Source organism: Pseudarthrobacter phenanthrenivorans Sphe3 (assembly GCF_000189535.1).
In the GTDB taxonomy this organism is placed as follows: domain Bacteria; phylum Actinomycetota; class Actinomycetes; order Actinomycetales; family Micrococcaceae; genus Arthrobacter; species Arthrobacter phenanthrenivorans.
Genome location: NC_015145.1, coordinates 4,021,928 through 4,045,556, shown reverse-complemented (window position 1 = coordinate 4,045,556; position 23,629 = coordinate 4,021,928). Strand labels below are relative to the sequence as shown.

Annotated in this window: 22 protein-coding genes; 10 read left to right on the top strand and 12 right to left on the bottom strand. The window is 66.5% G+C overall.

The window, feature by feature from the left end:
• Positions 1 to 46 precede the first annotated feature (46 nt).
• The 6 genes from ASPHE3_RS18745 to ASPHE3_RS18720 all read right to left on the bottom strand — a co-directional run bounded on the left by ASPHE3_RS18745 (position 47) and on the right by ASPHE3_RS18720 (position 5,811).
• Positions 47 to 1,510 (bottom strand): amidohydrolase, encoded by a 1,464-nt coding sequence (locus ASPHE3_RS18745; RefSeq protein ID WP_013602763.1) that lies wholly within the window; start codon positions 1,508 to 1,510, stop codon positions 47 to 49.
• Positions 1,507 to 1,890 (bottom strand): RNA-binding S4 domain-containing protein, encoded by a 384-nt coding sequence (locus ASPHE3_RS18740; protein WP_013602762.1) that lies wholly within the window; start codon positions 1,888 to 1,890, stop codon positions 1,507 to 1,509. The genes ASPHE3_RS18745 and ASPHE3_RS18740 overlap by 4 nt, the downstream gene beginning before the upstream one ends.
• Before the next feature lie 55 nt (positions 1,891 to 1,945).
• Positions 1,946 to 3,016, bottom strand: coding sequence for a sulfite oxidase (locus ASPHE3_RS18735; protein ID WP_041653355.1), 1,071 nt, complete (start codon positions 3,014 to 3,016; stop codon positions 1,946 to 1,948).
• Positions 3,017 to 3,171: 155 nt separating this feature from the next.
• Positions 3,172 to 4,032, bottom strand: a complete 861-nt coding sequence (locus ASPHE3_RS18730) for an SDR family oxidoreductase (RefSeq protein WP_013602760.1) — start codon at positions 4,030 to 4,032, stop codon at positions 3,172 to 3,174.
• A 6-nt stretch (positions 4,033 to 4,038) separates the two neighbouring features.
• Positions 4,039 to 5,043, bottom strand: a complete 1,005-nt coding sequence (locus ASPHE3_RS18725) for an aldo/keto reductase family protein (RefSeq protein ID WP_013602759.1) — start codon at positions 5,041 to 5,043, stop codon at positions 4,039 to 4,041.
• A 27-nt stretch (positions 5,044 to 5,070) separates the two neighbouring features.
• Positions 5,071 to 5,811, bottom strand: a complete 741-nt coding sequence (locus tag ASPHE3_RS18720; RefSeq protein WP_013602758.1) for a hypothetical protein — start codon at positions 5,809 to 5,811, stop codon at positions 5,071 to 5,073.
• A 194-nt stretch (positions 5,812 to 6,005) separates the two neighbouring features.
• Between ASPHE3_RS18720 and ASPHE3_RS18715 the strand changes: the two genes are divergently transcribed.
• Positions 6,006 to 6,374 carry a YchJ family protein gene (locus ASPHE3_RS18715; protein WP_013602757.1) on the top strand — a complete coding sequence of 123 codons (369 nt, stop codon included), beginning with the start codon at positions 6,006 to 6,008 and terminating at the stop codon, positions 6,372 to 6,374.
• Here ASPHE3_RS18715 and ASPHE3_RS18710 read toward each other — a convergent pair whose 3' ends face one another.
• From ASPHE3_RS18710 to ASPHE3_RS18700, 3 genes are all read right to left on the bottom strand, one after another.
• A complete protein-coding gene (locus ASPHE3_RS18710; RefSeq protein WP_013602756.1) occupies positions 6,375 to 7,193 on the bottom strand; it encodes a YrzE family protein in 819 nt (272 codons plus the stop codon).
• A 64-nt stretch (positions 7,194 to 7,257) separates the two neighbouring features.
• Complete coding sequence (locus ASPHE3_RS18705) at positions 7,258 to 9,303, bottom strand: acyl-CoA dehydrogenase family protein (RefSeq protein WP_013602755.1); 2,046 nt, start codon at positions 9,301 to 9,303, stop codon at positions 7,258 to 7,260.
• Between the two features lie 59 nt (positions 9,304 to 9,362).
• Positions 9,363 to 9,665: a hypothetical protein gene (locus ASPHE3_RS18700; protein ID WP_013602754.1), complete on the bottom strand. Its 303-nt coding sequence runs from the start codon at positions 9,663 to 9,665 to the stop codon at positions 9,363 to 9,365.
• A gap of 227 nt (positions 9,666 to 9,892) precedes the next feature.
• On the opposite strand from ASPHE3_RS18700, the gene ASPHE3_RS18695 reads away from it, so the two are divergent.
• The 4 genes from ASPHE3_RS18695 to ASPHE3_RS18680 all read left to right on the top strand — a co-directional run bounded on the left by ASPHE3_RS18695 (position 9,893) and on the right by ASPHE3_RS18680 (position 16,450).
• Positions 9,893 to 11,341, top strand: a complete 1,449-nt coding sequence (locus tag ASPHE3_RS18695; protein ID WP_013602753.1) for a DUF3375 family protein — start codon at positions 9,893 to 9,895, stop codon at positions 11,339 to 11,341.
• A complete protein-coding gene (locus tag ASPHE3_RS18690; RefSeq protein ID WP_013602752.1) occupies positions 11,341 to 12,096 on the top strand; it encodes a DUF4194 domain-containing protein in 756 nt (251 codons plus the stop codon). The genes ASPHE3_RS18695 and ASPHE3_RS18690 overlap by 1 nt, the downstream gene beginning before the upstream one ends.
• Positions 12,093 to 15,569 carry an ATP-binding protein gene (locus ASPHE3_RS18685; protein ID WP_041652379.1) on the top strand — a complete coding sequence of 1,159 codons (3,477 nt, stop codon included), beginning with the start codon at positions 12,093 to 12,095 and terminating at the stop codon, positions 15,567 to 15,569. Before ASPHE3_RS18690 ends, ASPHE3_RS18685 begins: the two co-directional genes overlap by 4 nt.
• Before the next feature lie 194 nt (positions 15,570 to 15,763).
• Positions 15,764 to 16,450 carry a hypothetical protein gene (locus tag ASPHE3_RS18680; protein ID WP_013602750.1) on the top strand — a complete coding sequence of 229 codons (687 nt, stop codon included), beginning with the start codon at positions 15,764 to 15,766 and terminating at the stop codon, positions 16,448 to 16,450.
• A 72-nt stretch (positions 16,451 to 16,522) separates the two neighbouring features.
• Here the strand turns inward: ASPHE3_RS18680 and ASPHE3_RS18675 are convergent, their stop codons facing one another.
• A complete protein-coding gene (locus ASPHE3_RS18675; RefSeq protein ID WP_013602749.1) occupies positions 16,523 to 17,017 on the bottom strand; it encodes an FBP domain-containing protein in 495 nt (164 codons plus the stop codon).
• 164 nt (positions 17,018 to 17,181) lie between these two features.
• On the opposite strand from ASPHE3_RS18675, the gene ASPHE3_RS18670 reads away from it, so the two are divergent.
• Genes ASPHE3_RS18670 through ASPHE3_RS18650 form a run of 5 tightly spaced genes read left to right on the top strand, consistent with a single transcriptional unit; the run spans position 17,182 to position 22,337 of the window.
• On the top strand, positions 17,182 to 18,273 hold the full coding sequence (locus tag ASPHE3_RS18670; protein WP_013602748.1) for an iron-siderophore ABC transporter substrate-binding protein: 1,092 nt from the start codon (positions 17,182 to 17,184) through the stop codon (positions 18,271 to 18,273).
• Positions 18,274 to 18,282: 9 nt separating this feature from the next.
• Entirely contained in the window at positions 18,283 to 19,374 is a 1,092-nt protein-coding gene (locus ASPHE3_RS18665; RefSeq protein ID WP_013602747.1) for a FecCD family ABC transporter permease, read from the top strand.
• A 20-nt stretch (positions 19,375 to 19,394) separates the two neighbouring features.
• The gene (locus ASPHE3_RS22440) at positions 19,395 to 20,468 is read left to right on the top strand and encodes a FecCD family ABC transporter permease (RefSeq protein WP_041653345.1); all 1,074 of its coding nucleotides are present in this window, start codon (positions 19,395 to 19,397) and stop codon (positions 20,466 to 20,468) included.
• Between the two features lies 1 nt (position 20,469).
• The gene (locus tag ASPHE3_RS18655) at positions 20,470 to 21,285 is read left to right on the top strand and encodes an ABC transporter ATP-binding protein (protein WP_013602745.1); all 816 of its coding nucleotides are present in this window, start codon (positions 20,470 to 20,472) and stop codon (positions 21,283 to 21,285) included.
• Positions 21,282 to 22,337, top strand: coding sequence for a siderophore-interacting protein (locus tag ASPHE3_RS18650; RefSeq protein WP_013602744.1), 1,056 nt, complete (start codon positions 21,282 to 21,284; stop codon positions 22,335 to 22,337). The genes ASPHE3_RS18655 and ASPHE3_RS18650 overlap by 4 nt, the downstream gene beginning before the upstream one ends.
• Before the next feature lie 60 nt (positions 22,338 to 22,397).
• On the opposite strand, the gene ASPHE3_RS22515 is transcribed toward ASPHE3_RS18650, so the two are convergent.
• Together ASPHE3_RS22515 and ASPHE3_RS22510 are read right to left on the bottom strand one after the other, a co-directional pair.
• Positions 22,398 to 23,252, bottom strand: a complete 855-nt coding sequence (locus ASPHE3_RS22515) for an IS3 family transposase (RefSeq protein ID WP_013602743.1) — start codon at positions 23,250 to 23,252, stop codon at positions 22,398 to 22,400.
• Positions 23,249 to 23,575 carry a helix-turn-helix domain-containing protein gene (locus tag ASPHE3_RS22510; RefSeq protein WP_167536972.1) on the bottom strand — a complete coding sequence of 109 codons (327 nt, stop codon included), beginning with the start codon at positions 23,573 to 23,575 and terminating at the stop codon, positions 23,249 to 23,251. The genes ASPHE3_RS22515 and ASPHE3_RS22510 overlap by 4 nt, the downstream gene beginning before the upstream one ends.
• Between the last annotated feature and the right edge of the window lie 54 nt (positions 23,576 to 23,629).

The window sequence follows — 23,629 nt, the reverse complement described above, 5'->3', positions numbered from 1 at the left end:
AAGTGAGCGGAGCCGCAAAGTCAGGGGAGCGGAAAAGTGAGAGGAACTAGGCCAAACCGTCGTCGTACGTAAAACGCCCGCCTAGCAGCGTGGCCGCCACCGGCATCGCCGCGAACACGTCATCCGGCACAGTCAGCGGATCCGCATCGAGGAGGACCAGGTCGGCAGCATCACCAACACGGACACCCAAGCGGCCCCGGGCGGAAGCAAAGAGGGCCTGCTCCCGCGTGATGGCCTCCTGCGGATGCCACGGCCCGCGCCCGTCCCCGCGCGCCCGCAAGACTGCGGCAGCCATCGCCGCCCACGGTTCAAGCGGCGCCACCGGCGCATCAGAGCCCAGCAGCAGCTCTGCCCCGGCATCGAGCAGTGACCGCAACGGAAAAGCGCGGTCAGTCCGTCCCGGCCAGTTCGTTTCGGCAGCGTCACGGTCATCCAGGGCGTGGACCGGCTGGACACTGGCCGCCACCCCCAGGGAACCGAAGCGGGCAAGATCCTCCCGGCGGACAAACTGCGCATGCTCGATCCGGCCGCCCACTCCCGCAGATTCGAAAGCGTCGAGGGCCACCCGGTTGGCCGCATCACCGATCGCATGGACGGCAGGGACAAAGCCGGTATCACCCGCCCGCCCCAGCAGTTCCGCCAGCTCATCAAAGCCCACCGTCAGCAGCCCATGCCCGCCAAAAGGGTAGGGGTCCACGCAAAAGGCAGTCCGGGTATTTAGGGAACCGTCAATAAGTACTTTCAGGGGACCTACCCTCAGCAGCCCGTTGCCGCCGTCCACCTCCTGCCCTGTCCGCATGCCCTGGGCGACGGCACGTTCAAGGTCAGCCGGATAGACACCCGCCTCCACCCGCAACGCGTCAAACCCGCCGGTGATGCGCCGCAACCACGGATCCCGGTTCCACGTCATCTCGAAGTCCACCACGCCCACCACGCCACGGGCCGCGGCGGCCCGGGTAGCATCGCCAACCCAGCGGTCCACCACGGTGTCCGGCAACCGTCCCAGCTCCCGGGTCAGGGCGAACGCCGGCTCCTCGCGCAACAGGCCGGAAGAATCCACCTGCACGGCATAGCGCGCGGCCGCTGCAGAGTTGAGCCACACACAGTGCAGGTCATGGCTGACCAGAACGGTGGGCTGGCTGCCCGTGGCGGCGTCCAGCACTGCGAGGGAGGGCTGGTCCGGCCACAGTGCGTCACGAAAGCCGACGCCCACGGTGGTTACTGAAGGGTCGGCGGCTGCCATGCTGCAACGGACGACGGCGGCAGCCTCGTGGGCGGTGAGCGCACCGGAGAGGTCAATACGGTTGGCATGCAGCGCCCACTGGGTCATGTGGACGTGCTCGTCCCACAACCCCGGAACAGCAAACCGGCCGTCAGCATTAACTACTTGCGCGCTGCCTCTGGACTCAGTGGCAGCCGAGATCCCGCTGACCCGGCCCTGGCGGATATGCACGTTGCAGGGCGCGGACTTTCCTGGCAGCCGCACGTTAGCCAGTACCAGCCCCGTCACGCTGGACCGCGCAGCCGTTCCATCTCACGGCGGTCTTTCTTGGTGGGCCGCCCGGCGCCCCGGTCCCGCTGAGGAAGGCCAAGGGCGGGGGCCACTGGCCGCGGCGGGGTGTGGTCGGTGAAACAGTGCGATGCTGCCTCCGCTCCGACGCGTTTGGCTATCAGCCGGCGCACTTCGAGAATGCGTTCGTAACCGGGCATCCGCACCGTCACGGTGTCGCCGCCCACCAGTGTGGCGGATGCTTTTGCCGGGCTGCCGTTCAGGCGGACATGGCCGGCGCGGCAGGCAGCAGTGGCCGCGGAACGGGTCTTATAGGCGCGGATGGCCCACAGCCACGCGTCGATGCGGACGCTGGCGGGGGAGGAAGGAAGGCTGGTCATGGCTGGCACCGAGTATAGTCCCGGCGGCGTGCCTCAGGGCCAGCCAACTCCCCCGCTACCCAACCGTCACCTTCACGCGCTGCACCATATTGTTGCCCAGGCCCTGGTAATTCCAGTGCTGCTCCAACGGCTGCGTGGCACCGCTGGAATCCGTTGCGCGGCAGGAAAGGATGTGCTCGCCCGGTTCCGCCACCCACGGCAGTGTCCACTTACGCCAGGCATAGCCGCCCGCGGGCTTCTCCAACTGGGCCTGGAGCCAGGTGCCGTCAACGCCCACCTCCACTCCTGTGACGGCGCCTCCGCCGGACCATGCCCTGCCCTGGAGCAGCACAGGTCCCGGCTTCAGGAACCGCGTTCGGGTGAAGAAGTCAGGTATCCCCGGCGGCACCATCAGTGAACGTACCCTGATCCGCGATACCGGAGTCCCGGCGTCGTCCGCTGACTCCTGGTAGCGGTACGCGACCTCCTGCTGGAAGCCCTTGAAGGGGGTGGTGACCACCTCGATGGACTTCAGCCACTTCACGCTTGCCATCCCGTACCACCCGGGCACCACCAGGCGGAGCGGGTATCCGTGCTGGGGCGGCAGCTCACTGCCGTTCATTTTGTAGGCGAGTACGACGTCGGGGCGCAGCGCCTCGCGGATCGGCAGGCTTCGTGCGTAATGGTGGGGAACGCCGCCTTGGACACCCTCGTCCGCGCCAGTGAAGACAACCTCCACGGCGTGCGGCAGGACACCCGCCTTGCCAAGGAGGTAGGCGAGCGGTACTCCGGTCCAGTGCGCGGTTCCAACGCCTTCGAGGAGCCATGGCTGGCTCATTGGCCGGGGATCCAGGAGCGAGCGCCCGTTGCCCGCACATTCCAGGGTGACCGGGACGGTTATGGCCGGGTCCTTCCGCAGTGCGGCCATGCCCAGTTCCAGGGCCATCTCCACTGCTCCGCTGATCCTGAGATGCCACGATGAACCGTCCACATCCGGAATGTCGAAATGCGTGAGCACATAGTGGAGCCCCGGGGGTGTGACGTCCCGGCGGAGCGCCTCGAGCGGCATGGAGTGGTTGCGGGCGCCCAGCTGCAGTTCCTCCCGTGTGAGGGGGCCGGTGGTGGGCCCTCCCGCGGCGGGAACCATGCTCCCGGCGGCTGCTGCTGACCCGCTGGACTGGTGGGTTTGATAGGTCTGTTTCACGGCGGTGCCACTCCTGCCCGGCTGGCTGGTACATCCCTTGCCACAGGTCTACGCCCACGCCGCCGGTCCGTCAACGCCCCACAAAACTCCCGGGGGATTCAGAGGACGGGGCGGGTCAGGAACCCGGCCAGGCTGATCGGATCCTGGCCGGTGAGCCCGTGGACGTCTGGCGAGATCCCTGCCATCTCGCCTGCTGCAATAGCTGTGTATGTACTGACCCAGGCATCAAGCTGCCAGGCAGGGGCGCCGTAGGAGGCACGGGATGCGTACGCCTCCTCCACTGTTTCATGCTGGTAGCTGACGTTGCGGCCGGTCCCTTCGGTGAGGATCTGTGCCGCCTGCGCCATGGTGAGCTCTTCCGGACCGGTCAGGTTGTAGGTGGCGCCCTTGTGAATGGCGGGGTCGCGCAGCACGGCAAGGGCGCACCGGGCGATGTCCTCGCGGGCCACCCCTGAGAAGGCGCCGTCCCCGGCGGGACCGCGGATCACCCCGTCCTGCCCGGCCAGGCGGGGCAGGAAGTCCAGGTAGAAGTTGTCCCGCAGGAACGTGAAGTCCATTCCGGACGCGCGGATGTGTTCCTCCGTGGCGTGATGGTCCCGGGCCAGGGTGAAGGTGGCGTCCGGCGCCGCTCCATAGAGGGACGTGTACACCACGTGCTCCACCCCGGAATCTGCCGCCGCATCCACGAACACGCGGTGCTGCTGCACCCGGTCCTCCGTTTCGGCGGCCGACACCATGAACAGGACTTTGGCGCCGTCCAGGGCCTGCCGGACGGCGGCGGCGTCGGAGTAGCTGCACTGGGAAACCGTGGCGCCGTGCAGCGCCGGCGCACGTGAGGTGTCCCGCACCAACAAGCGCTGGGCGGAACCTGCAGCCGCGAGCTGCCGCGCCACCATTCCACCCAGGCCGCCGGTGGCACCAGTGACGGCGAGATCCGGGACTTCCGGAGCGTCAGCCATGGGGTCCTAGGCTTCGCGCTTTGGCGGCGACGTGGTCTTGGCGGGATCGCGCTCGGCAAGTGAGCCCACGGCGTCGTCAATCTTCTTCAGAACCTCCGGCTCCAGCTTCACTCCCGCCGCGCCCACGCTGTCCGCGATCTGCTCCGGCCGTGAAGCTCCAATGATGGCGGAAGCAACGTTCGGGTTCTGCAACACCCAGGCCACGGCCAGCTGCGGCATGGAGAGGCCGGCTTCCTCGGCGATGGGCTTGAGTTCCTGCACGCCGGCCAGGACGTCGTCGCGCATCCAGCGCTCGATCATCTTGGCCCCGCCTTTTTCGTCGGTGGCCCGGCTGCCTTCAGGGGCGGGCTGGCCGGGAAGGTATTTGCCGCTGAGCACACCCTGTGCCATGGGCGACCAGACGATCTGGGACACGCCCAGCTCCTCCGACGCCGGCACCACCTCGGCTTCGATGACCCGCCACAGCATGGAGTACTGCGGCTGGTTGGAGATCAGCTGGAAGCCGAGCTCCCTGGACAGCTTGTGGCCTTCGCGGAGCTGCTCTGCGGTCCACTCGCTCACGCCGATGTACAGCGCCTTGCCCTGCCGGACAATGTCGGCGAAGGCCTGCATGGTTTCTTCCAGCGGCGTTTCGAAGTCGTAGCGGTGGGCCTGGTAAAGGTCCACGTAGTCTGTCTGCAGCCTGCGCAGGGACCCGTTGATGGATTCCATGATGTGCTTGCGGGACAGGCCAAGATCGTTCTTGCCCTTGGGCCCGGTGGGTCCGTAGACCTTGGTGAAGATTTCCAGGGATTCGCGGCGTTCGTTCTTCAGGGCGGCGCCCAAAACGGTTTCTGCTGCGGTGTTGGCGTAGACGTCTGCTGTGTCGAAGGTGCTGATGCCGGCGTCGATCGCGGCCCGCACACACTCTGTGGCTACGTCGTTTTCCACCTGGGAGCCGTGGGTCAGCCAGTTGCCGAACGTGATTTCCGAGACTTTGAAGCCGCTGTTTCCGAGGTATCTGAATTCCATGGGTTTCACGCTAGCCCAGATGGTTGCTCAGGGTAAGGGCTGTTTACCCTTCGACCTTGTGCCGTTGGAGTCGGCCTTCTTCGCAGCTTCTCCTGCCGCCTTGCTGATCTGCTCCGGGGCGGACAGGGATACCAGCGATCCCGTGTCCAGCGGCGCCAAGGGATGGGGGGCCTGCGGCTTCTTGAAGGACCGCGGCTTCTCCCGCGCCGGACGGCTGTTGTCCAATGCAGACTCCACCAGGGGGGCCACTTCGGCCACTTGCTCGGCGGGCACCTTGGGATCGGGAAGGTCGCGCACCGAAAGCTTGATTTGCGGCCTGGCAGCACGGGCGCGGGCTATGGCGCGCGCGTCGGCGTCGGCAACGGCAGCCGCCCAGTCTTCCGCGAGGACGGGTGGCTCGCGGCGGGCGGCGGTCAGTGCGGGGTGATGCTCGACGGCGGTGCGCAGCGACGACTTAAGATGCGTGGGCTTAAGCGCGGCGCGCCAGTCCCGGCGGGCCTTTCGCGGTGCGGCCGCGGCGGCAGCACCGGCGTCGGACGTGTCTTGGCGGGTGTGGAGCCGCGTGCCGTACAGCTGGACCAGCGGCAGGGATTCATTGCCGGGGCGCCTTCCGAACAGGGCCATCAGTACAACGGCCGCCAGCCTGCCCACCCCTGCCAGCACCAGGGTGATGACCCCCAGCAGGAAGAGGACCAGGAACATCAGGAAGGCCACTCCCACAGTCCCCAAAAAGGTCAGGTTGAGGATGAGCGTATCCGGATTTCCCACGTCATCTCTCCTCTCTGCCTTCAGCGGGGCCGTCCCCGGTACTTCCTTGCCCCGGCGCCGGCTCCTTCTCCACCTTACGGATTTTTGCCGGGGCATGCCGCCGGCGGCAAGGGCGCGTCCCGGGTTGTAGCAAAGCTGTTACAGCTTGTGACAGCATCGCCTGTATGACAGGAACCAGGGACCAGGAAAACTGTATGTGCCTGTCCGGCGAGCCGTACGGGCAGTGCTGCGGACGGTTCCACAGTGGCTCGGCGGAAGCTGCCACGGCTGAACAGTTGATGCGCTCCCGCTACAGCGCCTTTGCGCTGATGGACGCGGACTACCTCCGGCGTACGTGGCACCCGGAGACGGAGCCCGCCAGCCTGGACCTGGACCCGGCCATGGAGTGGCGCCGCCTGGACATCATTTCCACCTCCCGCGGCGGGCCATTGGACACCGAGGGCACAGTGGAGTTCAAGGCCCACTTCAGGCATGGCGGGGAACGCGGTGTCCTTCATGAAAGCAGCAGGTTTGTCCGGGAACATCGGCGCTGGCTCTATCTGGACGGGCAGATCCTGGGCTGACTACTCGTCGGCGTATTCGCTGTCCGGGGTGAAGCCGGCCCGGTCCACTTTCCGGTGGAAGCGCATGCCCGCCAGGCCGCCCAGCACCGCGCCCACCAGGGCAACCAGCGCCACGACGACGGCCGCGATGATGCTGGTAGTGGTCAGCTGGCCCTCGTTGATGGGGATCCGCGGGAAGCTGTTGAGGTTGGCCAGCACGTTGAACTGCTGTCCGAACACGAGCCCCAGGATGGAAACCAGGACGGCCACGATCAGGGCCCAGATCCAGACCATGAGGCCCTGCTTCATTCCGTTGAAGCGGGCCATGCGGCCGGCCACGTACCCGCCGCAGTAATAGGAGAGGAAGAGGATGACCAGCAGCACAATGATGCCTACCAGCCCAACCGTGCCGCTGTTTGAAGCTGCCTGGTTGACCGCTTCACTGACGTCCGTGTTGGTGGCCAGTCCAACAGCTGTTCCGGCTGCTGCCACCAAGGCTGTCAGGAGCACGGCCATGCCGGTGGCAGTGAGCCAGCCAAAGAACGCCGAGCCCACCTTGATGCCGCCGAACTGCTCCTTCTCGCGGGCCACGGCAGTTTGCCGGTCGGTCACGCCTGGATCCACCACGGGGGTGTGGGTGGTGGGGGTGTACTCCCGCTCCGCCGACGCGGCGGGCTGCCCGTCATAGCTGGAGGTGGGCACGGCCCTGGTGGCCGGCGTCTGGTCCACCCTGCGGGTGTGCTCAGTGTCCGCCGGACCGTCCCGATAGCTTCCGCTCCGGTCCGCGTCCTCCCGCGCATGCCGTGGGGGCAGGTTTTCTGGATCTGTTGAGCTGCTCATAGAACCACTCAACCATCGGGCAGCACCGATAGCAAGGATGCTTACTATTTTGTGACCAGCGGCTTTAGCGGTATCGGCGGTGCAGGTTTTCTTTCCGGGACGGGCCGGGGGAGGCGTCCGCGATCCACGGGCCGGTCCCTTCTGACGGGTCCAGGACGCCTTCCTCCAACCAGGTGTAATCTCCGGCGAGGACCTTCCGTGTGAGGGCGTGGTCGCCGTCGTCCGTGTTCCGCCACAGCTGGTCAAAGTACTCATCCACGCGCACCCTGGCCTGCTCACAGTACGCTTCCGCCAGCTCATAGGCGCTGGCAGCCTTGTCCGGTGAGGTATGGAGCAGCATCTCGGCGCGTGCGCAGCAGGCAGTCATGGCGAAGAGCTCCGCACCGATGTCCACTACCCGGCCAAGGAATGCCTGCTTCCGTTCCAGCTTCGCCTGCCAGCGGCCCATGCCGTAGAACGTCTGCCTCGCCAGCCGCCGGGATGAGCGCTCCACGAACCGCAGCTGCTTGGCCAGCCGCCCGAATTCACCATAGGAGCGGGGGTCCATGCCCGCGCCCGCCACCAGCTTGGGCAGCCACCTGGCATAGAAGCCGGACGCGCCGACGGCGGCCTTCGCCTTTTCGGACAGGCTCGCGTCCAGCGATGCGAGGTCGCCGGCGGCGGCCAGGTGCGCATCCACGGCCTCGCGGGCAATCAGCAGCCGCATGATTTCCGAGGAGCCTTCAAAGATCCGGTTGATCCGCAGGTCCCTCAGCTGCTGCTCGGCCGGGACCGCGCGCTCGCCCCGGGCGGACAGTGATTCCGCGGTCTCAAACCCGCGGCCGCCCCGGATCTGCACCAGCTCGTCAGCGATCCGGCAGCTGATTTCGGTGGACCAGAGCTTGGCAAGCGCGGCCTCGATCCGCACATCCTTCTGGCCCGCGTCCGCCAGCTCGGCAGAGAGTTCGAAGACCGCATCCAGGGCGAAGGCGGACGCCGCGATAAAGGCAATCTTCTTTCCCACGGCCTCGTGTTTACCCACCGGCCGGCCCCACTGCGTGCGGGCGTTCGACCATTCCCGGGCTATCTTGAGGCTCCACCGGCCGGAGGCGACGCAGAGCGCCGGCAAGGCAAGGCGCCCGGTGTTCAGTGTTGTCAGCGCAATCTTCAGGCCCTGCCCCTCCCTGCCCAGGCGGTTTGCCGCCGGTACGCGGACCTGATGGAACCGGGTGACGCCGTTTTCGATGCCCCGCAGGCCCATGAAGGAATTCCGGTTCTCTACCGTGATCCCGGGCGAGTCCATCTCCACCACGAACGCGCTGATCCCGCCCTTGTGCCGGGTTCCGTCCGAATCCGTGTGGGCCGGCACTACCGCCATCACCACCACCAGTTCAGCGATCACGCCGTTGGTGGTCCACAACTTGACGCCGTCCAGGAGGTACGCGCCGCCGTCGTCCGTTGGCGTCGCTGTGCTGCCCAGCCGGGCAGGATCGCTGCCCACGTCAGGTTCCGTCAGCAGGAACGCGGTCACGGCACCGGCAGCGCAGCGGGGCAGGAACTCGCTTTTCTGTTCGGGCGTCCCGAAGACCTTGACCGGTTCCGGAACGCCGATGGACTGATGGGCGGAAATCAGGGCGCCGATACTGGGGTGGACACTGCCCAGGAGAGCCAATGCCCGCCCGTAGTACACCAGGGACAAGCCAAGACCGCCGTATTCCTCCGGGATCTTCATGCCGAAGACGCCCAGATCGGCCAGTCCCCGGATGTACTCGTCCGGGATCTTGGCCTCGCGCTCGATAATCCGCCCGTCCATGGTGCGCGCGTATTCCGTCAGCCTGGCCATGAAGGCCTCGCCGCGTTCCACCGACGCTGCTTCCGGGGTTGGCCAGGGATGGACCAGCCCGAGGTCGAAGTTGCCCAGGTACAGGCCCTTCGCAAAGCTGGGACGCTCCCAGCCTGCCTCGCGTGCGGCCTCCGCTACGGCGCGCGCCTCATCCGCGGTGACGCCGGCGCCGATCTTGCCGGCCGGTACAGGGGTCTCCTCGGCAGGGGCGTCCGTTGCCGGGCTGGTGGGTGCCGGGATGCCGGTGGCAGGGCTGGTTGTGGAGGTGCTGTCAGTGGCGGAGCTCATGGGTCATCTCCTTGGCCGATGGCCGGTGTAGCCATGGATCCGCCGGGTTGGAGAACCCTTCAGCTGTCCCTCAATATTACCCGCGGGTAAGTTCCGGTGCTAGGGGAAGCCTGCCCCTGGAAGTCCCCGGTGGCGTCCGCCGCTGCTGCGTGGCGCAGCAGCTTGTCCCATGCCGCATTGATCCCATGGACAACTGTCAGCAGGGTGGTGGAAACAACAGTCCAGCCCAGCTTTCCTACCCCCACCAGCACCAGGGCAACCAGTCCGGCAGCCAACACGAATGCGGCCAGGATGAAGCCAAACACCAGCGTGCCCATGAATACCAGGGTGGCGGTTTCCACTGAACTTAGATCGAACTGCATGGGTCCCCCTGCTGCGACGTTGCTTTGGTTGAGATCAGTAGCAAGAGCGTAGGGGGAGACAGTTGGACCAGCCAGAGCTGCCGGGCCCCCGGGGAGCTGTTGATATGGGATCGAAACACTACGGCCGGGTAGGTCACGGAGCGGTCGCGGCGGCTGCGTTAACCTTGTAGTTGGCAGTTTTCGATCTGAGCCGCCGCCCCGCCCCCGCAGACAGCCAAGGAGAGTGTGTGCCCCGCACCGCCAGGTCATCCGCTGACGCCATCAGCGCCCGGCTCCGGGACCTCGAACTCCTCACCAAGGGACCCGCCTGGGCCCTGACGCGTTCGGCCCCCTGGGTGATCGCGGTGCTGCAGGCATCCTTCACCCGCACCCGCCCACAGCTTCCACTCGAGGAGTTCCATGCCGACGTCGACTCCTTCCTTGAGGAGCTGCGGCGCCAGGACCCGGGGCTGGGCGGCGGGGCGAACGGCAAGTCCTTCGGCGACGAATGGACGCGCCGCCAGTTCCTGACGCGGCGGAACCAGTCCGGCCAGATCGTGTACGAGGTCACCGAACCCGCGGCGCGTGTGCTCGCCTTCCTGGACAGCCTTTCCAGCGAACGGTCCACCCTCAACGGTTCCCGCCTCGGAACGCTCCTGGGTGACGTGGAGAAACTCGCCAACGAGACCAACCCGGACCAAAGCGCACGCCTCGAATCGCTGGAAGAGGAAATAGAGGAACGCCAGCAGCTGATCCAGGACATCAGCAGCGGCGAGTTTGACGGCCTGCTGGACGACGACGAGGCCGTGGAGGCAGCCGGAAACATCCTGGACCTCGCCGCGAGCCTGCCTGCGGACTACAAAAAGATGCGTGACCGGATCGAGGAGCTGGTGGGCGGGCTGCGCAACCAGATCATCGAGGAGTCGCTGACCAAAGGCGCCACCATGGCCCAGGTGCTGGAGGCGGACAAGCGGCTCCGGCAGAGTCCGGAGGGGCGCACGTTCCGTTCCTTCACGGCGTTCCTTGAGGACCCGCAGCAGCAGCTGAGGTTCCGGTCAGCCATCGGGGAAGTGCTCAGCCGGCAGTTCGCGGATGACCTTTCCCCCGAAGACCGGGAAACGCTGAAGAACCTGGTGGCCGAACTGCGCCAGCAGCACAGCCAGATCCAGCGCATCTACGGCAAGCTCAGCGAGAGCCTCAACACCTACGTCCAGAGCGACGACTTCCGGCAGTCGGTCCGGCTCCGGCAGGTCCTGCGCGAAGCGGAGCAGGCCATCCGGTCCCTTCCCTACGAGCGGGAACGCCCCGGCCTGGTTCCCGGGCCTGTCCTCTTCAACGCCGGCTTCGAGTCACTGTCCATGGTCAAGCTCTTCGATCCCGACGAGTTCGCGGCCCCGCCCAAGCTGGCTGACCCCATCGCCTTCAGCGACTCCGACCGGACGCGCTCGCCGAGGACCGGAAAAGCCAAGCCTGGCGTGGTGCGCGCCGCCATGGCCGGCGCAGCCACCCTGTCCGAAGCCTGGCGGCAGCTGCCGCCGGAGGAGCAGCACATCAACTCCATCCGGGCGCTCCTCTCGGAAGCCCTCCATGCCGGCGCGGGGTTCGACGAGGAAGCCTTTGAAGGCCTGGACTTTGAACAGATAGACGGCACCACGCGCAGGGCTTACCTGCCGCTCGTGAAGCTCAAGAAGGACTGATGATGACTGAAGTTTCGAACGCTGAGCGGCCCCACACCGGAGGAATCACCCCCCGGGACACGTTCGTCGACGGCGCAGCCCTGTTCCCCGGCGATACCGGCGTCCTGTCCATGAAGGTGCGGCAGGCGCTGGTGAAGCTCCTCAAGGGCCCCTACGTGGACGGCGGCCGGGACGAGAAGCTCTGGACCGTGCTGCTGGACCACCAGGTCATCCTTCGCAGCCGGCTGTCCGAGCTGTTCCTTAATCTGGAACTGGACCATGAGCGGAAGATCGCCGTGCTGCGCCCGGTGGACCCGGACGCGATCGGCGGGAGTGCCCGCTCGTCCATCCTCCGGCAGCAGCGTGCCCTCAGCCGGGTGGAAACTATCGTGCTGCTTCGGATGCGCCTGTTGCTGGACCGCCACGTCACGGCACAGACGGACCCCACCATTACGCGCGAGGAAATCGCCGACCTGGTGGCGCACTACCAGCCGGCAGGGCAGCAGGACGCACTCCGGGACTCGGACGTGGTCAACAGGGCCATCACCAAGCTCCTTGCCCGCCAGCTCCTGCTCCCCACCGGCCTGGATAACGTCTACACCATCTCCAACGCCCTGCCCCTGGCCCTCCCGTTCGAGAACATCGGTGACATCCCGGCCCAGATAGCGGCGCTGGCAGCAGCCACCACGGATCCCACCGGCACCGAGGCGCTCATAGAGCTCGACACGGAGCCGGCAGCTGAACCTGCCGACAACGAAGCGGAGGATGCCCAGTGAGCGTCGCGAGCATGTTACCCCTGGGCGACCTGACGAATCCCGGCCAGATGCGCCTTGCCTTGGTCCAGGTGGTCAACTGGGGCACGTTCCACGGGGCGCACACCATGCACGTGGACCGGAACGGCACCCTGCTCACGGGCAACTCGGGCGTGGGCAAGTCCACCCTCTTCGACGCCATGCTGCGCGTCTTCGATGCGCGGCCGCGGTCCAACGAAGCGGCTGCACAGCGTTCGGGCGGAGCGGTGGAGGACAAGCGCACCACGTTTACGTACATGCGCGGCAAGGTGGGCGACAAGGCCGTCGGCGAGGGCTCGGCAAGTGCTTTCCAGCGGCCGGGTGCCACGTGGTCCGCGGTCGCGCTGACGTTCGATAACGCGGCAGGCACCCGCGTGACCATCTCGGCATTGTTCGACCTCCCCAAGAACGGCACGGAGTCCAGCGTGGGGCGCTTCTACCTGGTCGACCACGCGCCGCTGGACCTTGAGGCGCTGGAAGGCATTGCGGACAAGCGGTTCACCAAGGCAGCCCTGGAGACGATCTTCCCGGACGCCCAGGTCTTCGACGTCCACAAGGCGTTCGCCGAGCGGTTCCGCCGGCTGCTGGGCATCAACTCGGACCAGGCCCTGCCGCTCCTGCGCGTCATCCAGGCCGGCAAGGGCCTGGGCGGCAGCGTCAACACCTTCTTCCGGGACCAGGTCCTGGATGCGCCGGCAACGCTCGCGGCGGCGGATGACGTGGTGGAGGAGTTCAGCAACCTGATGTCCATCCGGCAGCGGCTGGAGGACATCCGGCAGCAGCGGGACCAGCTGGCCCCGGTCCCGGGCCTGAACCGGGAGTACGCCCAGTCGCTGCTGGACGCGAACCGGTTGCGGGACCTCGCCGGCGAGGAGTTCGACGCCTACAAACAGCAACTGGCCGTCACCGTCCACCAGAAGACCCTGGCGCGTTTCAGGGAGCTGGCCCAGGCAAAGGCCAAGGAGCTCGGCGCCGAGCGGTCGGTCCGCGACGGCCTGGCCAAGGAACTGCGCGAGCTGGAGGCGGACTACAACAACCAGGGCGGCAACGCCATCTCGGCCATCGAGCAGTCGCTGGAGAACGCCCGCGTGGGCTTGAAGCTTCGCCAGCAGGTGGAGGAAGCCGCACGCCAGGCTTTGTCCGACGCCGGCCTGAGGCTGGACTGGTCCGAGGAAGGCTGGGAGCAGGCGCACGAGCAGGCAGCGGCCAGGTCCGCCGAGCTGAAGGATGATTCCCAGGCGCTGCAGGAACTCCGCTTCGAAGCCTTCGATGCCCACGCAACCAGGAAGCGCGAACTGGCAGCGGCTGAGCAGGAGCTCGTGTCGCTGAAGACGCGCAAGTCCCTGCTGCCGCCGTCGAGCATTGAGAACCGGGCGGCCATCGCCGCCGCCACCGGCATCCCCGAAGACCGAATGCCGTTCGCCGGCGAGCTGATGGACCTTGCCGAGGGGCAGGAGAAGTGGCGCCCCGCCGCAGAACGCGCGCTCCGGAACCTCGCCACCACCCTGCTGGTGCCCGGCGAGCACTTTGCGGCAGTGACGCGCTACCTCAATGACCACAACGTGCGGGGCGCCTTGCGGGCGGTGGACGTTTCCAAGCCGCTCGCCGGCGGTGCGCTGGCTTTGGAGGACGTGCACGACGGCGACCTGCTGACCAAGCTGGACATCCTCGCCACGGGTGCCGCGACCGAAGCGGGGGAGTGGATCCGGGAGCGCATCGCCCTGGACTTCGCCTACCCCTGCGTGGAGGACCCGGACGAGCTGGCAACTCTGGACCGCGGCCTGAGCCTGGGCGGCGTGGTCAAGCGCAACCGCCACACCGTGGAGAAGGACGACCGGTTCACCAGCAGGCAGGATTACGTCCTCGGGTTCGACAACGCCGCCAAACTGGAACTGGTGGCCGGCCAGGTGGAGGACCTGCGCCAGGAGGTGGCCAAAGCGGCGGAGCTCGCCCAGAGCCGCGAGGACTCGCACCAGGGCATGAGCCGCCAGCTTGAGGCGCTGCGCAGGATCGCCGAGGACCACCGCCCTTGGGAGCAGGTGTCGGCGGCAGTGGCGGCCGAGGAGCTCGCCCGCATCGAGCAGCGCCTGAAGGATGCCCTGGCCGCGCAGGCGGACCTGGAACCCCTCCGCGCCACCATCGAGGAGGTGCGGCACAAACACCAGTCCAGCACCGAGGCCGCCGCGGTCCTGCAAAGCGAATACAAGGCCCTGGACAGGCAGCTCACTGCTGCCGACTCCCTCCTGGAAGCTGCGCGGCAGCGATTGACCCAGGCACCGCCGTCGGACGCCACCGTCACGGCGCTGGAACCGTACTTCGCTGATTTCGGCGACGTCAGCGAGATGCACGAGCTGGACAACCTTGCCAACCGGGTGCGGACCGCGCTCTTGGGCGAACTGCACGCTGCGGAGTCCCGTGGACAAGCGACTGCCGAGCGCCTGACCCGGATCTTCGAGGGGTTCGTCCGCGAATGGGGCACTGCCATCTCCGCTGACCACGGCACCACGATCGGCGCCGCCGGTGAATTCGAAACCCGCTACCACGCGATCGTCAGCGACGGCCTGCCTGCACAGGAGGCGGAGTTCCGGCAGTTCTTCAACCAGCGCACGCACGAATCCTTCAGCACGCTGCTGCACCTGCTCGATGAGGAACGCCGCTCCATCACCAGCCGCATCCTTCCGCTCAACGGGATCCTTTCGCAGGTCAACTTCCACGAAGGCAGCTTCCTGGAACTGGACATCAAGCAGACCCTGCCGCCCACCGCAAAGCAGTTCAAGGACGCCATCCAGAACGCCCTCAAGGCCCGGCACACCCGGCCTGCCCGTGCGGACGCCTCCAGGGCGGAGGGCGGCGGGGAAAGGGACGACGACGCCGAGCTCACCGCCCGCTACAAGTCCCTGGAAACCCTGGTCAAGCGGTTGGGTTCGCAGGCACCCGAAGACCGGCGCTGGCGGGCCGAAGTGCTCGACGTGCGCGGACATCTCTTCATCCAGTGCAAGGAGCACCGCGAGGTGGCGGGCCCGGCGTCGGGCACAAAGGGCGGCGCGAAGAAGTCCGAGGTGTTTATGCACGCGGACACCGGGTCCATGTCAGGCGGCGAGCGGCAGCGCTTCACAGCCTTCATCATGGCCGCCGCCCTGAGCTACCAGCTGGGGATCGCCGAGCAGGGCTTCACCACTTACGGCACGGTGATGATGGACGAAGCCTTTGTGCTGGCCTCCGAAGAGTTCGCCGGTGCCGGGATCAAGGCACTGCACGAGTTCGGTTTCCAGCTGCTGCTGGCTGCCCCCGAAAACGTGATCGACCTGTCCCGGCACCTCGGTTCCGTCACGGAAATCCTCCGCGACAAGCGAACCAACCGCTCCGGCGTGCTGACGGCGCCGGTCATCAAGCCCCGGCCCGGTGAAGAAGGCGCGTGGCGGTCCGAGGCGAACCCGGTGGACATCATTTTGCGCTAGCCGTTACCAAGGACAACCGTTTATAACAAATCGATGGATATATTGTCCGGATGCTGTTGGAAGATGTTGTCCGGGTGCCATGCTTTTCACATCACTCACTCGCCTTCATCCTCCCGCCGGGCAGTTGTGGAACGCTGGGTCCCGCATCTGATTGCCTGATGAGCTTGACGGCTTTTCCTTGAAAGGCACCACAAATGCGCCCAGCACGCCGCGCCATCACCTCCATGGCGCTCACCGCAGTCGCAGCCCTCACCCTCACGGGCTGCATGGCTGACAGCACTGCCGGGGACGGCGGTCCCTCAGCCGGCACTGCTGCCCAGGCAGTTACCCAGAGTCCCCCTGCATCCATCGTTCCCGCCGCTACCTCGTCTCCTGTTCCCAAAGGGCCGGTGACCTTCACGTTCGCAGATGGCCGCCTGTCCTTTGCCTACCCGGAGGGCTGGCGCGTGGAGCATGAACAGGTATCGGTGTCCCCCGCGGTCGAAACGGCCACCGTCTACGATGCCGCCGGCAACGAGCAGGTCGCCGTCTACTACAGCCAGATCGGCGACGCCACGGCCGGCAACGTCTCCAGGTTCATACTCGAGACGGACCCGGTGCCGGGCCTGATCGGGGCTGCGGTTCCCACGCCCAGTTCGTCGTTCTATGTTGATCACGCTTTTGGCACTGCTACGTACCACATGGGGCTAACGGCAGGGTCGCCAATCTCGCCGGACGGACAGGTGCAGTACGGGCTCATACAGCTCGGCGACCGCATTCTGACCGCAGACGTGCTGTTCGATGGCCGGCAGTTCGCGAACGACGAGGCGGCGAAAGAGTGGTACTGGAGTGCCGAGGGCCGGGCGCTGAAGGCCGTGCTCATGAGCTTCTCCTACCGCTGATCCGCAATTGGGGGAGCCCTCCTTCGCATCCTGCGGGGAGGGCTTTCTCGTGTTTGCCAAGCCTGCCCGGTGCTACTTGGCCCGCACCCGTGCCAGGAATTGGGCGGTCCGGTCCTTCAGTCCTTCAATCTGGCGGAGGACGACGGCGGACGGGTCCGGGTTGATCTCGTTGGCCGGCGGTTCCTTCCGGACATTGCCGCAGCACAGGAAGTCGGCGCAGATGAGGGTGCCTACGGTGTTGCCGTCCCGGCCGGACTGGCCGGCGCGCCTTGCCACCCACAGCAGCACATCCTCCTTGGAGAACACGTCGCGGCACAGTTCGCACAGTACAGACCGGTTCTTCCGCGCTCCGCCCTCGGGGGCGCGGAGCATGACGCCGGTGAGGCCCTCGGCGTCCGGCACAACGAGGTAGCCGCGGAGGGGCATCTTCCCGTCCCGCCAGCCCAGGAAGTCCAGGCCGTCCCAGTCGAGGGAATCGAAGTCCTTGGGCAGGGTGAGCTTTGCGGTTTCCGAGCGGCTGGCATTGACGAATGACGATCGGATTTGTTGAGGTGTGATCGGTTGCATGGCGCCTGCCATCCTGCCAAACCGTGTTTGTGCTGTTCAAGGTCTTCCAGTGCTACGGAGAGTGTCCTTCGTCACGTACGGGAATAAGTTACGAAACTCTTGCGTAATGCTCCCGAGGATAGGCTAGCCTTACTTAAGTTCGCTTCATTCACTTAAGGAGTTCCGTGACTTCCCCCCTTTTCTCCGGGCCCAACACCACCCGGCGCACGCTGTTCAAATCAGTCGGCAAGGCGACGGCCGTTCTGGCCGCAGCGGCGCTCACCCTCTCCGCCTGCTCCACCGGCCCGGCCTCCTCCACAACGGACGCCGGTACCGCCAGCTCCAGCAGCTCCCAGTTCCCCGTGACCATCGAGCATGTTTACGGCGAGACCAAAATCGAGAAGCAGCCCACCCGCGTAGCCACCGTTTCCTGGGTCAATGACGACGTCGCCATTGCCCTGGGTGTAGTCCCCGTGGGTGTTCCCAAGAACGAGTGGGGCGGCAACGAGCAGGGCTCCACCCCCTGGAAGGACGCAGCCCTTCAGGAGCTCGGCGCCGGCTTCGGTTCCGACAAGGCTCCGGTCCAGTACTCCGAGGCCGACGGCATCAACTTCACCGAGATCGCCAAGCTCACGCCGGACGTCATCCTCGCCGCCTACTCGGGCCTGACGGAGGAGGACTACAAGAAACTCAGCGAGATCGCCCCCGTGGTGGCCCACCCCGAAGTTGCGTACGGAACGTCCTGGCAGGACTCAACCTCCATCATCGGCAAGGCGCTCGGCAAGGACGCGGAAGCCGCCAAACTGATCTCCGATACCGAGGCCACCATCAAGGAAAAGGTCGCCGAATACCCGCAGATCGCCGGCAAGAGCTTCATCTACGGGAACCTCGAGCCCGCCTCCGCCGAGGGCGTCAACGTCTACACGGCCAATGACAACCGTCCCCGGTTCCTCTCCGAAATCGGCATGAAGCTTGCGCCCGTTGTTGAAGAGAAGTCCAAGGGTTCCAAGGAATTCTTCATCCCCTGGTCCGCTGAAAAGGCCAACGAGCTCGAATCGGACATCTTCGTCACCTGGGTGCCGGACGCCGCCACCACGGACTCCATCAAGTCCGATCCCCTCCTCGGCCAGATCCCGGCCATCAAGAGCGGCGCGCTGGTGGCTGATTCGGACAACACCCTCACACTGTCCATCTCCGCTTCCTCCCCGCTGAGCCTGCCGTGGTCGCTGGACACGTTCCTGCCGCAGCTGGCCACCGCAGCGGACGCAGTGAAGTAAGCACCTTCCATGACGCAGAGTACGACGACGGCGGCGCGCCACGAGCCGGGGTCCGGCACCTTCGTGCCGGCCAAGGGAGCAGTTGACACTGCCCGCGCCCGCGCTTTCGGGGGGAAGCGCGCCGCCTGGCTGCTGGCCGCCGTCGTCGTACTTGCCCTGCTGGCCGGGGCCTCCCTGGCCGTCGGCGCCAGGGGGCTGTCCCTGGCCACGGTGTGGGAGGCGCTGGCTGCGTTTGATCCCGCCAACGGCGACCATGCCGTGGTCCATGCCCGCATTCCCCGTACCGTCCTTGGCCTGCTGGCCGGCGGCGCACTGGGGCTGGCGGGTGCAGCGATGCAGGGCGTGGCCAGGAATCCGCTCGCCGACCCGGGCATCATGGGCGTCAACGCCGGGGCTGCCCTCGCGGTGGTCACCGGCATCTACGTCTTCGGTGTCGGCTCACTCTCCGGCTACATCTGGTTCGCTTTCGTCGGGGCCGCAGCCGCCGCCGTCGTGGTTTACCTCATTGCCTCCCTGGGCCGGGACGGTGCCACCCCCGTGAAGCTTGCCCTGGCAGGCGCGGCGCTGAACGCCGGCCTGTACTCCCTGATGAACGTCATCCTGGTATCCAGCCAGGACACCCTGGACCGCTTCCGTTTCTGGCAGGTGGGCGGCATCGCCGGACGCGACTGGTCCGTGGTGCTGTCCGGACTGCCCTTCCTTGCCGCCGGCGCGGTCATCGTGCTCCTGACCGGGCGCGTCCTGAACAGCCTGGCCCTCGGGGACGACATAGCCCGCGGCCTCGGCCAGAGCGTAGGCCTGGCCCGCGGCGTCACAGCCCTCGGTGTGGTGCTGCTGTGCGGGTCCGCCACGGCGCTGGCCGGCCCCATTGCGTTCGTTGGCCTGGTCATTCCGCACGCCGTCCGCTTCCTGACCGGTCCGGACTACCGCTGGATCCTGCCGTTCTCGCTGGTCCTCGCGCCGGCGCTGCTCCTGGGCGCGGACATCATCGGCCGCGTGGTGCTCCTTCCCGGCGAAGTCCCGGCCGGCATCATGACCGCCCTCGTGGGCGCCCCCGTTTTCGTCTGGCTGATCCGCCGCGGGAAGGGAGCCGGGCTGTGAACCTCACCAAGTCCCGCGAGATGACATTTGACGGCAGTCCGGCGGTAAGACATTACCGATTCCTGCCATTTCGCAGCGGCCTGAACCGGACTGCGCTCCTGGCCGCCGCCGTCGTGGTCCTTTTTGCCGTGTCCGTCCTGCTGGGCAGCTACACCGTCACCATCCCCGACTTCTTCAAAATCCTGATCGCCCACCTGACCGGCGGTGAGAAGATCCCCGGCGCCAGCTTCATCGTGATGGAGAACAAGCTGCCGCGGGCCGTTATCGGCACCATGATCGGGCTCGCGTTCGGCCTGGCGGGCGCCCTGTTCCAGACGATGCTCCGCAATCCGCTGGCCAGCCCGGACATCATCGGCATCAGCTACGGCGCCAGCGCTGCTGCCGTGGTGGCCATCGTTATTTTCGGTGCCTCCGGGGCGGCCGTCTCGGGGGCAGCACTTGCCGGCGCGCTCGGCGTCGCGGCCCTCATTTACGCCATCTCCAGCGGCACCATCAGCGGCAACGGCCGCGGTGACGCCGCCGGCAACCGCCTCATCCTGTCAGGGGTGGGGATCGCCGCCGCGCTGCATGCAGTGGTGAGCTTCCTGATGACCCGGGCAGATATCCGAACCGCAGCCGACGCGCTCGTCTGGCTCAACGGCTCCCTGAACTCCGCCAGCTGGGACCGCGCCGGTGTCCTTGCCCTTGCCCTGTTGGTCCTGCTTCCTGCCGCGGCGGCCATCGCCGGCCCGCTGCGCATCCTTGAGCTTGGACCGGACGCCGCCGCGGGCCTGGGCATCAGGGTCAGCGCCACCCGCCTGGCGCTGGTGGTCGTTGCCGTTGCGCTTGCAGCGGTGGCGACTGCAGCCGCCGGGCCAGTCTCGTTCGTCGCCTTCCTGGCCGGTCCCATCGCCCGCCGCTTCGCCGGGAAAGCCAGCCTCCCGGCGTCGGCCCTGGTGGGTGCCCTCATCGTCCTTGCGGCCGACTACGCGGCCGCCAACCTTGCCCCCCTGCTGCTGGACGGCACCGTCCTGCCCGTGGGCGTCATCACCGGCGCGCTTGGTGCCCCGTTCCTGCTGTGGCTCCTGGTCACGGCCAACCGAAAGGATGCCTGACGTGGCAGTTCTCAACGCCAAGGACCTGACGCTGAAGTACGATCAGCGCTGCGTGGTGGACGGACTCACCGCCGAGATCCCCGAGGGCAAGGTGACCATGATCGTGGGCGCCAACGCCTGCGGTAAATCGACCCTCCTCCGCGGCCTGTCCCGGCTCCTGAAACCCGCGGCCGGCGCAGTGACCCTCGATGGCAAGGACATCCACTCCCGTCCCGCGCGCGAGCTGGCCCGCACCCTGGGCCTCCTCCCGCAGCACCCCACCGCCCCGGACGGCATCACGGTCCGGGACCTGGTGGGCCGCGGCCGCTACCCGCACCAAGGCTTCTTCCGCAGCTGGAGCGAAAAGGACGACGCCGCCGTGCAGCGCGCGCTTGAGGCTACGGACACACTGGCCCTGGCAGGGCGGAACGTCGATGAACTGTCCGGAGGGCAGCGGCAGCGGGTGTGGATAGCGATGGCCCTGGCACAGGAGACCGACGTGCTGCTGCTGGACGAGCCCACCACCTATCTGGATCTGGCGCACCAGGTGGAGGTCCTGGACCTGGTGACGGACCTGAACCGCCGGCGCGGCACCACCGTGGCCATCGTCCTGCATGACTTGAACCTCGCCGCCCGTTATGCGGACAACGTCATCGCCATGAAGAGCGGCGCCGTGGTGGCTGTGGGTTCCCCGCTCGAAGTGGTCACCGAAAGCCTGGTGCGCGATGTCTTCGGCCTCGAATCCCGCGTCATTCCCGATCCGGTGTCCGGAACACCCCTGATCATTCCCATCGGACGCCACCACATCCCCGTCAACGAACTGGAGCTCGTTTCATGAAGACTGAGGTAACCGCCGCCGCAAGGACGATGAACACCGAGCCAATGACGCTGGCGTTCGACGTCACCGTCACGTCCGTCCAGGAACTCAGCCCCAACTTCCGGCGGATCACGTTCGGCGGATACTCCCTGCGGGATTTCGGCGTCCACGGTGACACCCTGGACCTGCGGATCAAGCTCATGATCCCGTCCCTGGCGGCAGACGGCACGCCCCTGCCCCTTCCCGTCTTCGAGATGACCTCCTCCGGCTGGTACCGCGAATGGCTCGCTATGGACCCCGCCGTCCGGGGGTCGATGCGCACCTACACAGTCCGCCGGGCCCGGCTGGACGCGGTGTACCCGGAGATCGACGTGGATTTCGTGATGCACTTCGATGACCACGGCAACGGCGGGCCCGCAGCCAATTGGGCGCTCAATGCCAAGCCCGGCGACGCCATCACCATCATCGGCCCCAACAACCGGGCCGCCCATTGCGTCACTGCCGAGATCTACTCCGGCATCGAGTGGCGTCCCGGCCTGGCGCAGCGCATCCTGCTGGCCGGCGACGAAACGTCTGTTCCGGCCATCTCCGCCATCCTGGAAAGCCTGCCCGGCTACATGACCGGCCATGCCTTCCTGGAAGTACCCGAAGCAGGGGACTTCCAGGAGCTGACGTCACCCGCCGACGTCGAAATCACGTGGCTGGCGCGGGGTGCGTCCATCGGCCGGTCACGGCCGCACGGCCAACTGCTCCAGGAGGCCGTCCGCAAGGCAGTCCCGGTACCTGGCTGGGTGGGCATCAAAGCGGCCGACGGCGGCGCGGGCCCCGAGCCCGAAGACGTCAACGTGGACGTGGACATCCTCTGGGAGACGCCCGCCCGGATGGAGACTTCCGAGATCCAGGCAACCAAGAACCCGGGCATGCCGGCCGGTGCCATGCCCTTCTACGCCTGGATCGCGGGCGAAGCCGGGGTCATCAAGGAGATGCGCCGGTACCTGGTGCGGGATGTCGGGATCGACCGCAAGCAGGTCGCTTTCATGGGCTACTGGCGGCAGGGCAAAGCCGAGGGGTAACCCCCGACGCTCTCTCACTTATGAACTGGTCCCCGTTAGTTGGACTGGTTAAATGGGATTCTAGGCTGCGAGGGTCTGGGCCCGGTATTGGACCGGGCTCAGACCCTTGAGCTTTGTGGAGATTCTTTCGTTGTTGTACCAGTGGATGTACTCGTTCAGTGCCGTTGCCAGTGCGTCGGTGCTGATGAACCGGACGCGGTGGAAGAGTTCTTCCTTGAGGTGGCCAAAGAAGTTCTCCATCACTGCGTTGTCGTGGCAGTTGCCCTTGCGGGACATCGACTGGACAGCGCCGGCGGCCTTGAGAAGCGTCCGCCAAGTGAGGTGCTGGTATTGGATGCCTTGGTCCGAATGCACCAGTGGCTGCTGGCCGGGCTCGAGGCAGGCCAGAGCCTCCTTCAGCGAAGCGTTCGTCAGAGCCAGGTTCGGGGACGTGCTGATGGCATGGGAAATGATCTGCCGGTCGAAGAGGTCCATCACCGGGGAAAGGTAGAGCTTGCGGTCCCCGACGCTGAATTCGGTCACGTCGGTCACCCACTTCTGGTTCGGGGCATCGGCCTGGAACTGCCGGTTCAGCAGGTTCGGGGCAATCCTGCCCTGTTCGCCTTGGTAAGAGTTGTAGCGCTTCCGGCGCCGGATCCTGCAGAGCAGCTGCAGTGAGCGCATCAGTTTCAGCACGGTCTTCTTCGCAACCGTCCACCCTTGCTTGAGTAGCTCCGCATGGATCCGCCGGTGCCCGTACCGGCCATGGTTCGTCTCAAAGATCTCCGTGACGGCCGCTTTGAGTTTCTCTTTCGGGTCCGGGACCTGAAGACGGGCCTGGTGATAGAAGAACGTCGAGCGGGCCAGGCCCGCGATCTCCAGCAGGACCGGGAGAGGGTAGTCAGCCTTGAGGGAAACGACGGACTGGACCTTCACCGTCGTTCCTGATCCCTCAAGGCCCGCAGTTTTCCCAGATACGCCACCTCCGCGCGGAGCCGCTCGTTCTCCCGCCGCAACCGTTCCAGTTCGGATAACTCGACCCGTTCAGGTGGAGCCGCGGACTTCGCAGGCCTGCCCTTGGCCTTGGGACGCAATCCCTCCGCACCATCACGGCGATACGCCCGGACCCACTTTTGCAGCAACTGACGCGAGGACAAACCGGCCTCCACAGCCAGGTCCGGGCCGGTCTCACCCGCGAGGAACCGCTCCACCAACGCCAGCTTGAACTCAAACGAGTACGACTTCGCCGGTTTGCTCACCAGCACTCCTTGCCCCTGAATCCTCCACCGCCCATACAGTGCCCTGACCGGCAC

Coding starts and splice junctions, on each gene's coding strand:
- ASPHE3_RS22440 (WP_041653345.1), top strand. CDS start 19,395: ATGACATTTGACGGCAGTCCGGCGGTAAGACATTACCGATTCCTGCCA.
- ASPHE3_RS18700 (WP_013602754.1), bottom strand. CDS start 9,665: ATGCAGTTCGATCTAAGTTCAGTGGAAACCGCCACCCTGGTATTCATG.
- ASPHE3_RS18735 (WP_041653355.1), bottom strand. CDS start 3,016: ATGGTTCCCGCCGCGGGAGGGCCCACCACCGGCCCCCTCACACGGGAG.
- ASPHE3_RS18725 (WP_013602759.1), bottom strand. CDS start 5,043: ATGGAATTCAGATACCTCGGAAACAGCGGCTTCAAAGTCTCGGAAATC.
- ASPHE3_RS18715 (WP_013602757.1), top strand. CDS start 6,006: ATGTGCCTGTCCGGCGAGCCGTACGGGCAGTGCTGCGGACGGTTCCAC.
- ASPHE3_RS18730 (WP_013602760.1), bottom strand. CDS start 4,032: ATGGCTGACGCTCCGGAAGTCCCGGATCTCGCCGTCACTGGTGCCACC.
- ASPHE3_RS18740 (WP_013602762.1), bottom strand. CDS start 1,890: ATGACCAGCCTTCCTTCCTCCCCCGCCAGCGTCCGCATCGACGCGTGG.
- ASPHE3_RS18690 (WP_013602752.1), top strand. CDS start 11,341: ATGATGACTGAAGTTTCGAACGCTGAGCGGCCCCACACCGGAGGAATC.
- ASPHE3_RS18680 (WP_013602750.1), top strand. CDS start 15,764: ATGCGCCCAGCACGCCGCGCCATCACCTCCATGGCGCTCACCGCAGTC.
- ASPHE3_RS18665 (WP_013602747.1), top strand. CDS start 18,283: ATGACGCAGAGTACGACGACGGCGGCGCGCCACGAGCCGGGGTCCGGC.
- ASPHE3_RS18650 (WP_013602744.1), top strand. CDS start 21,282: ATGAAGACTGAGGTAACCGCCGCCGCAAGGACGATGAACACCGAGCCA.
- ASPHE3_RS18710 (WP_013602756.1), bottom strand. CDS start 7,193: ATGAGCAGCTCAACAGATCCAGAAAACCTGCCCCCACGGCATGCGCGG.
- ASPHE3_RS18675 (WP_013602749.1), bottom strand. CDS start 17,017: ATGCAACCGATCACACCTCAACAAATCCGATCGTCATTCGTCAATGCC.
- ASPHE3_RS18705 (WP_013602755.1), bottom strand. CDS start 9,303: ATGAGCTCCGCCACTGACAGCACCTCCACAACCAGCCCTGCCACCGGC.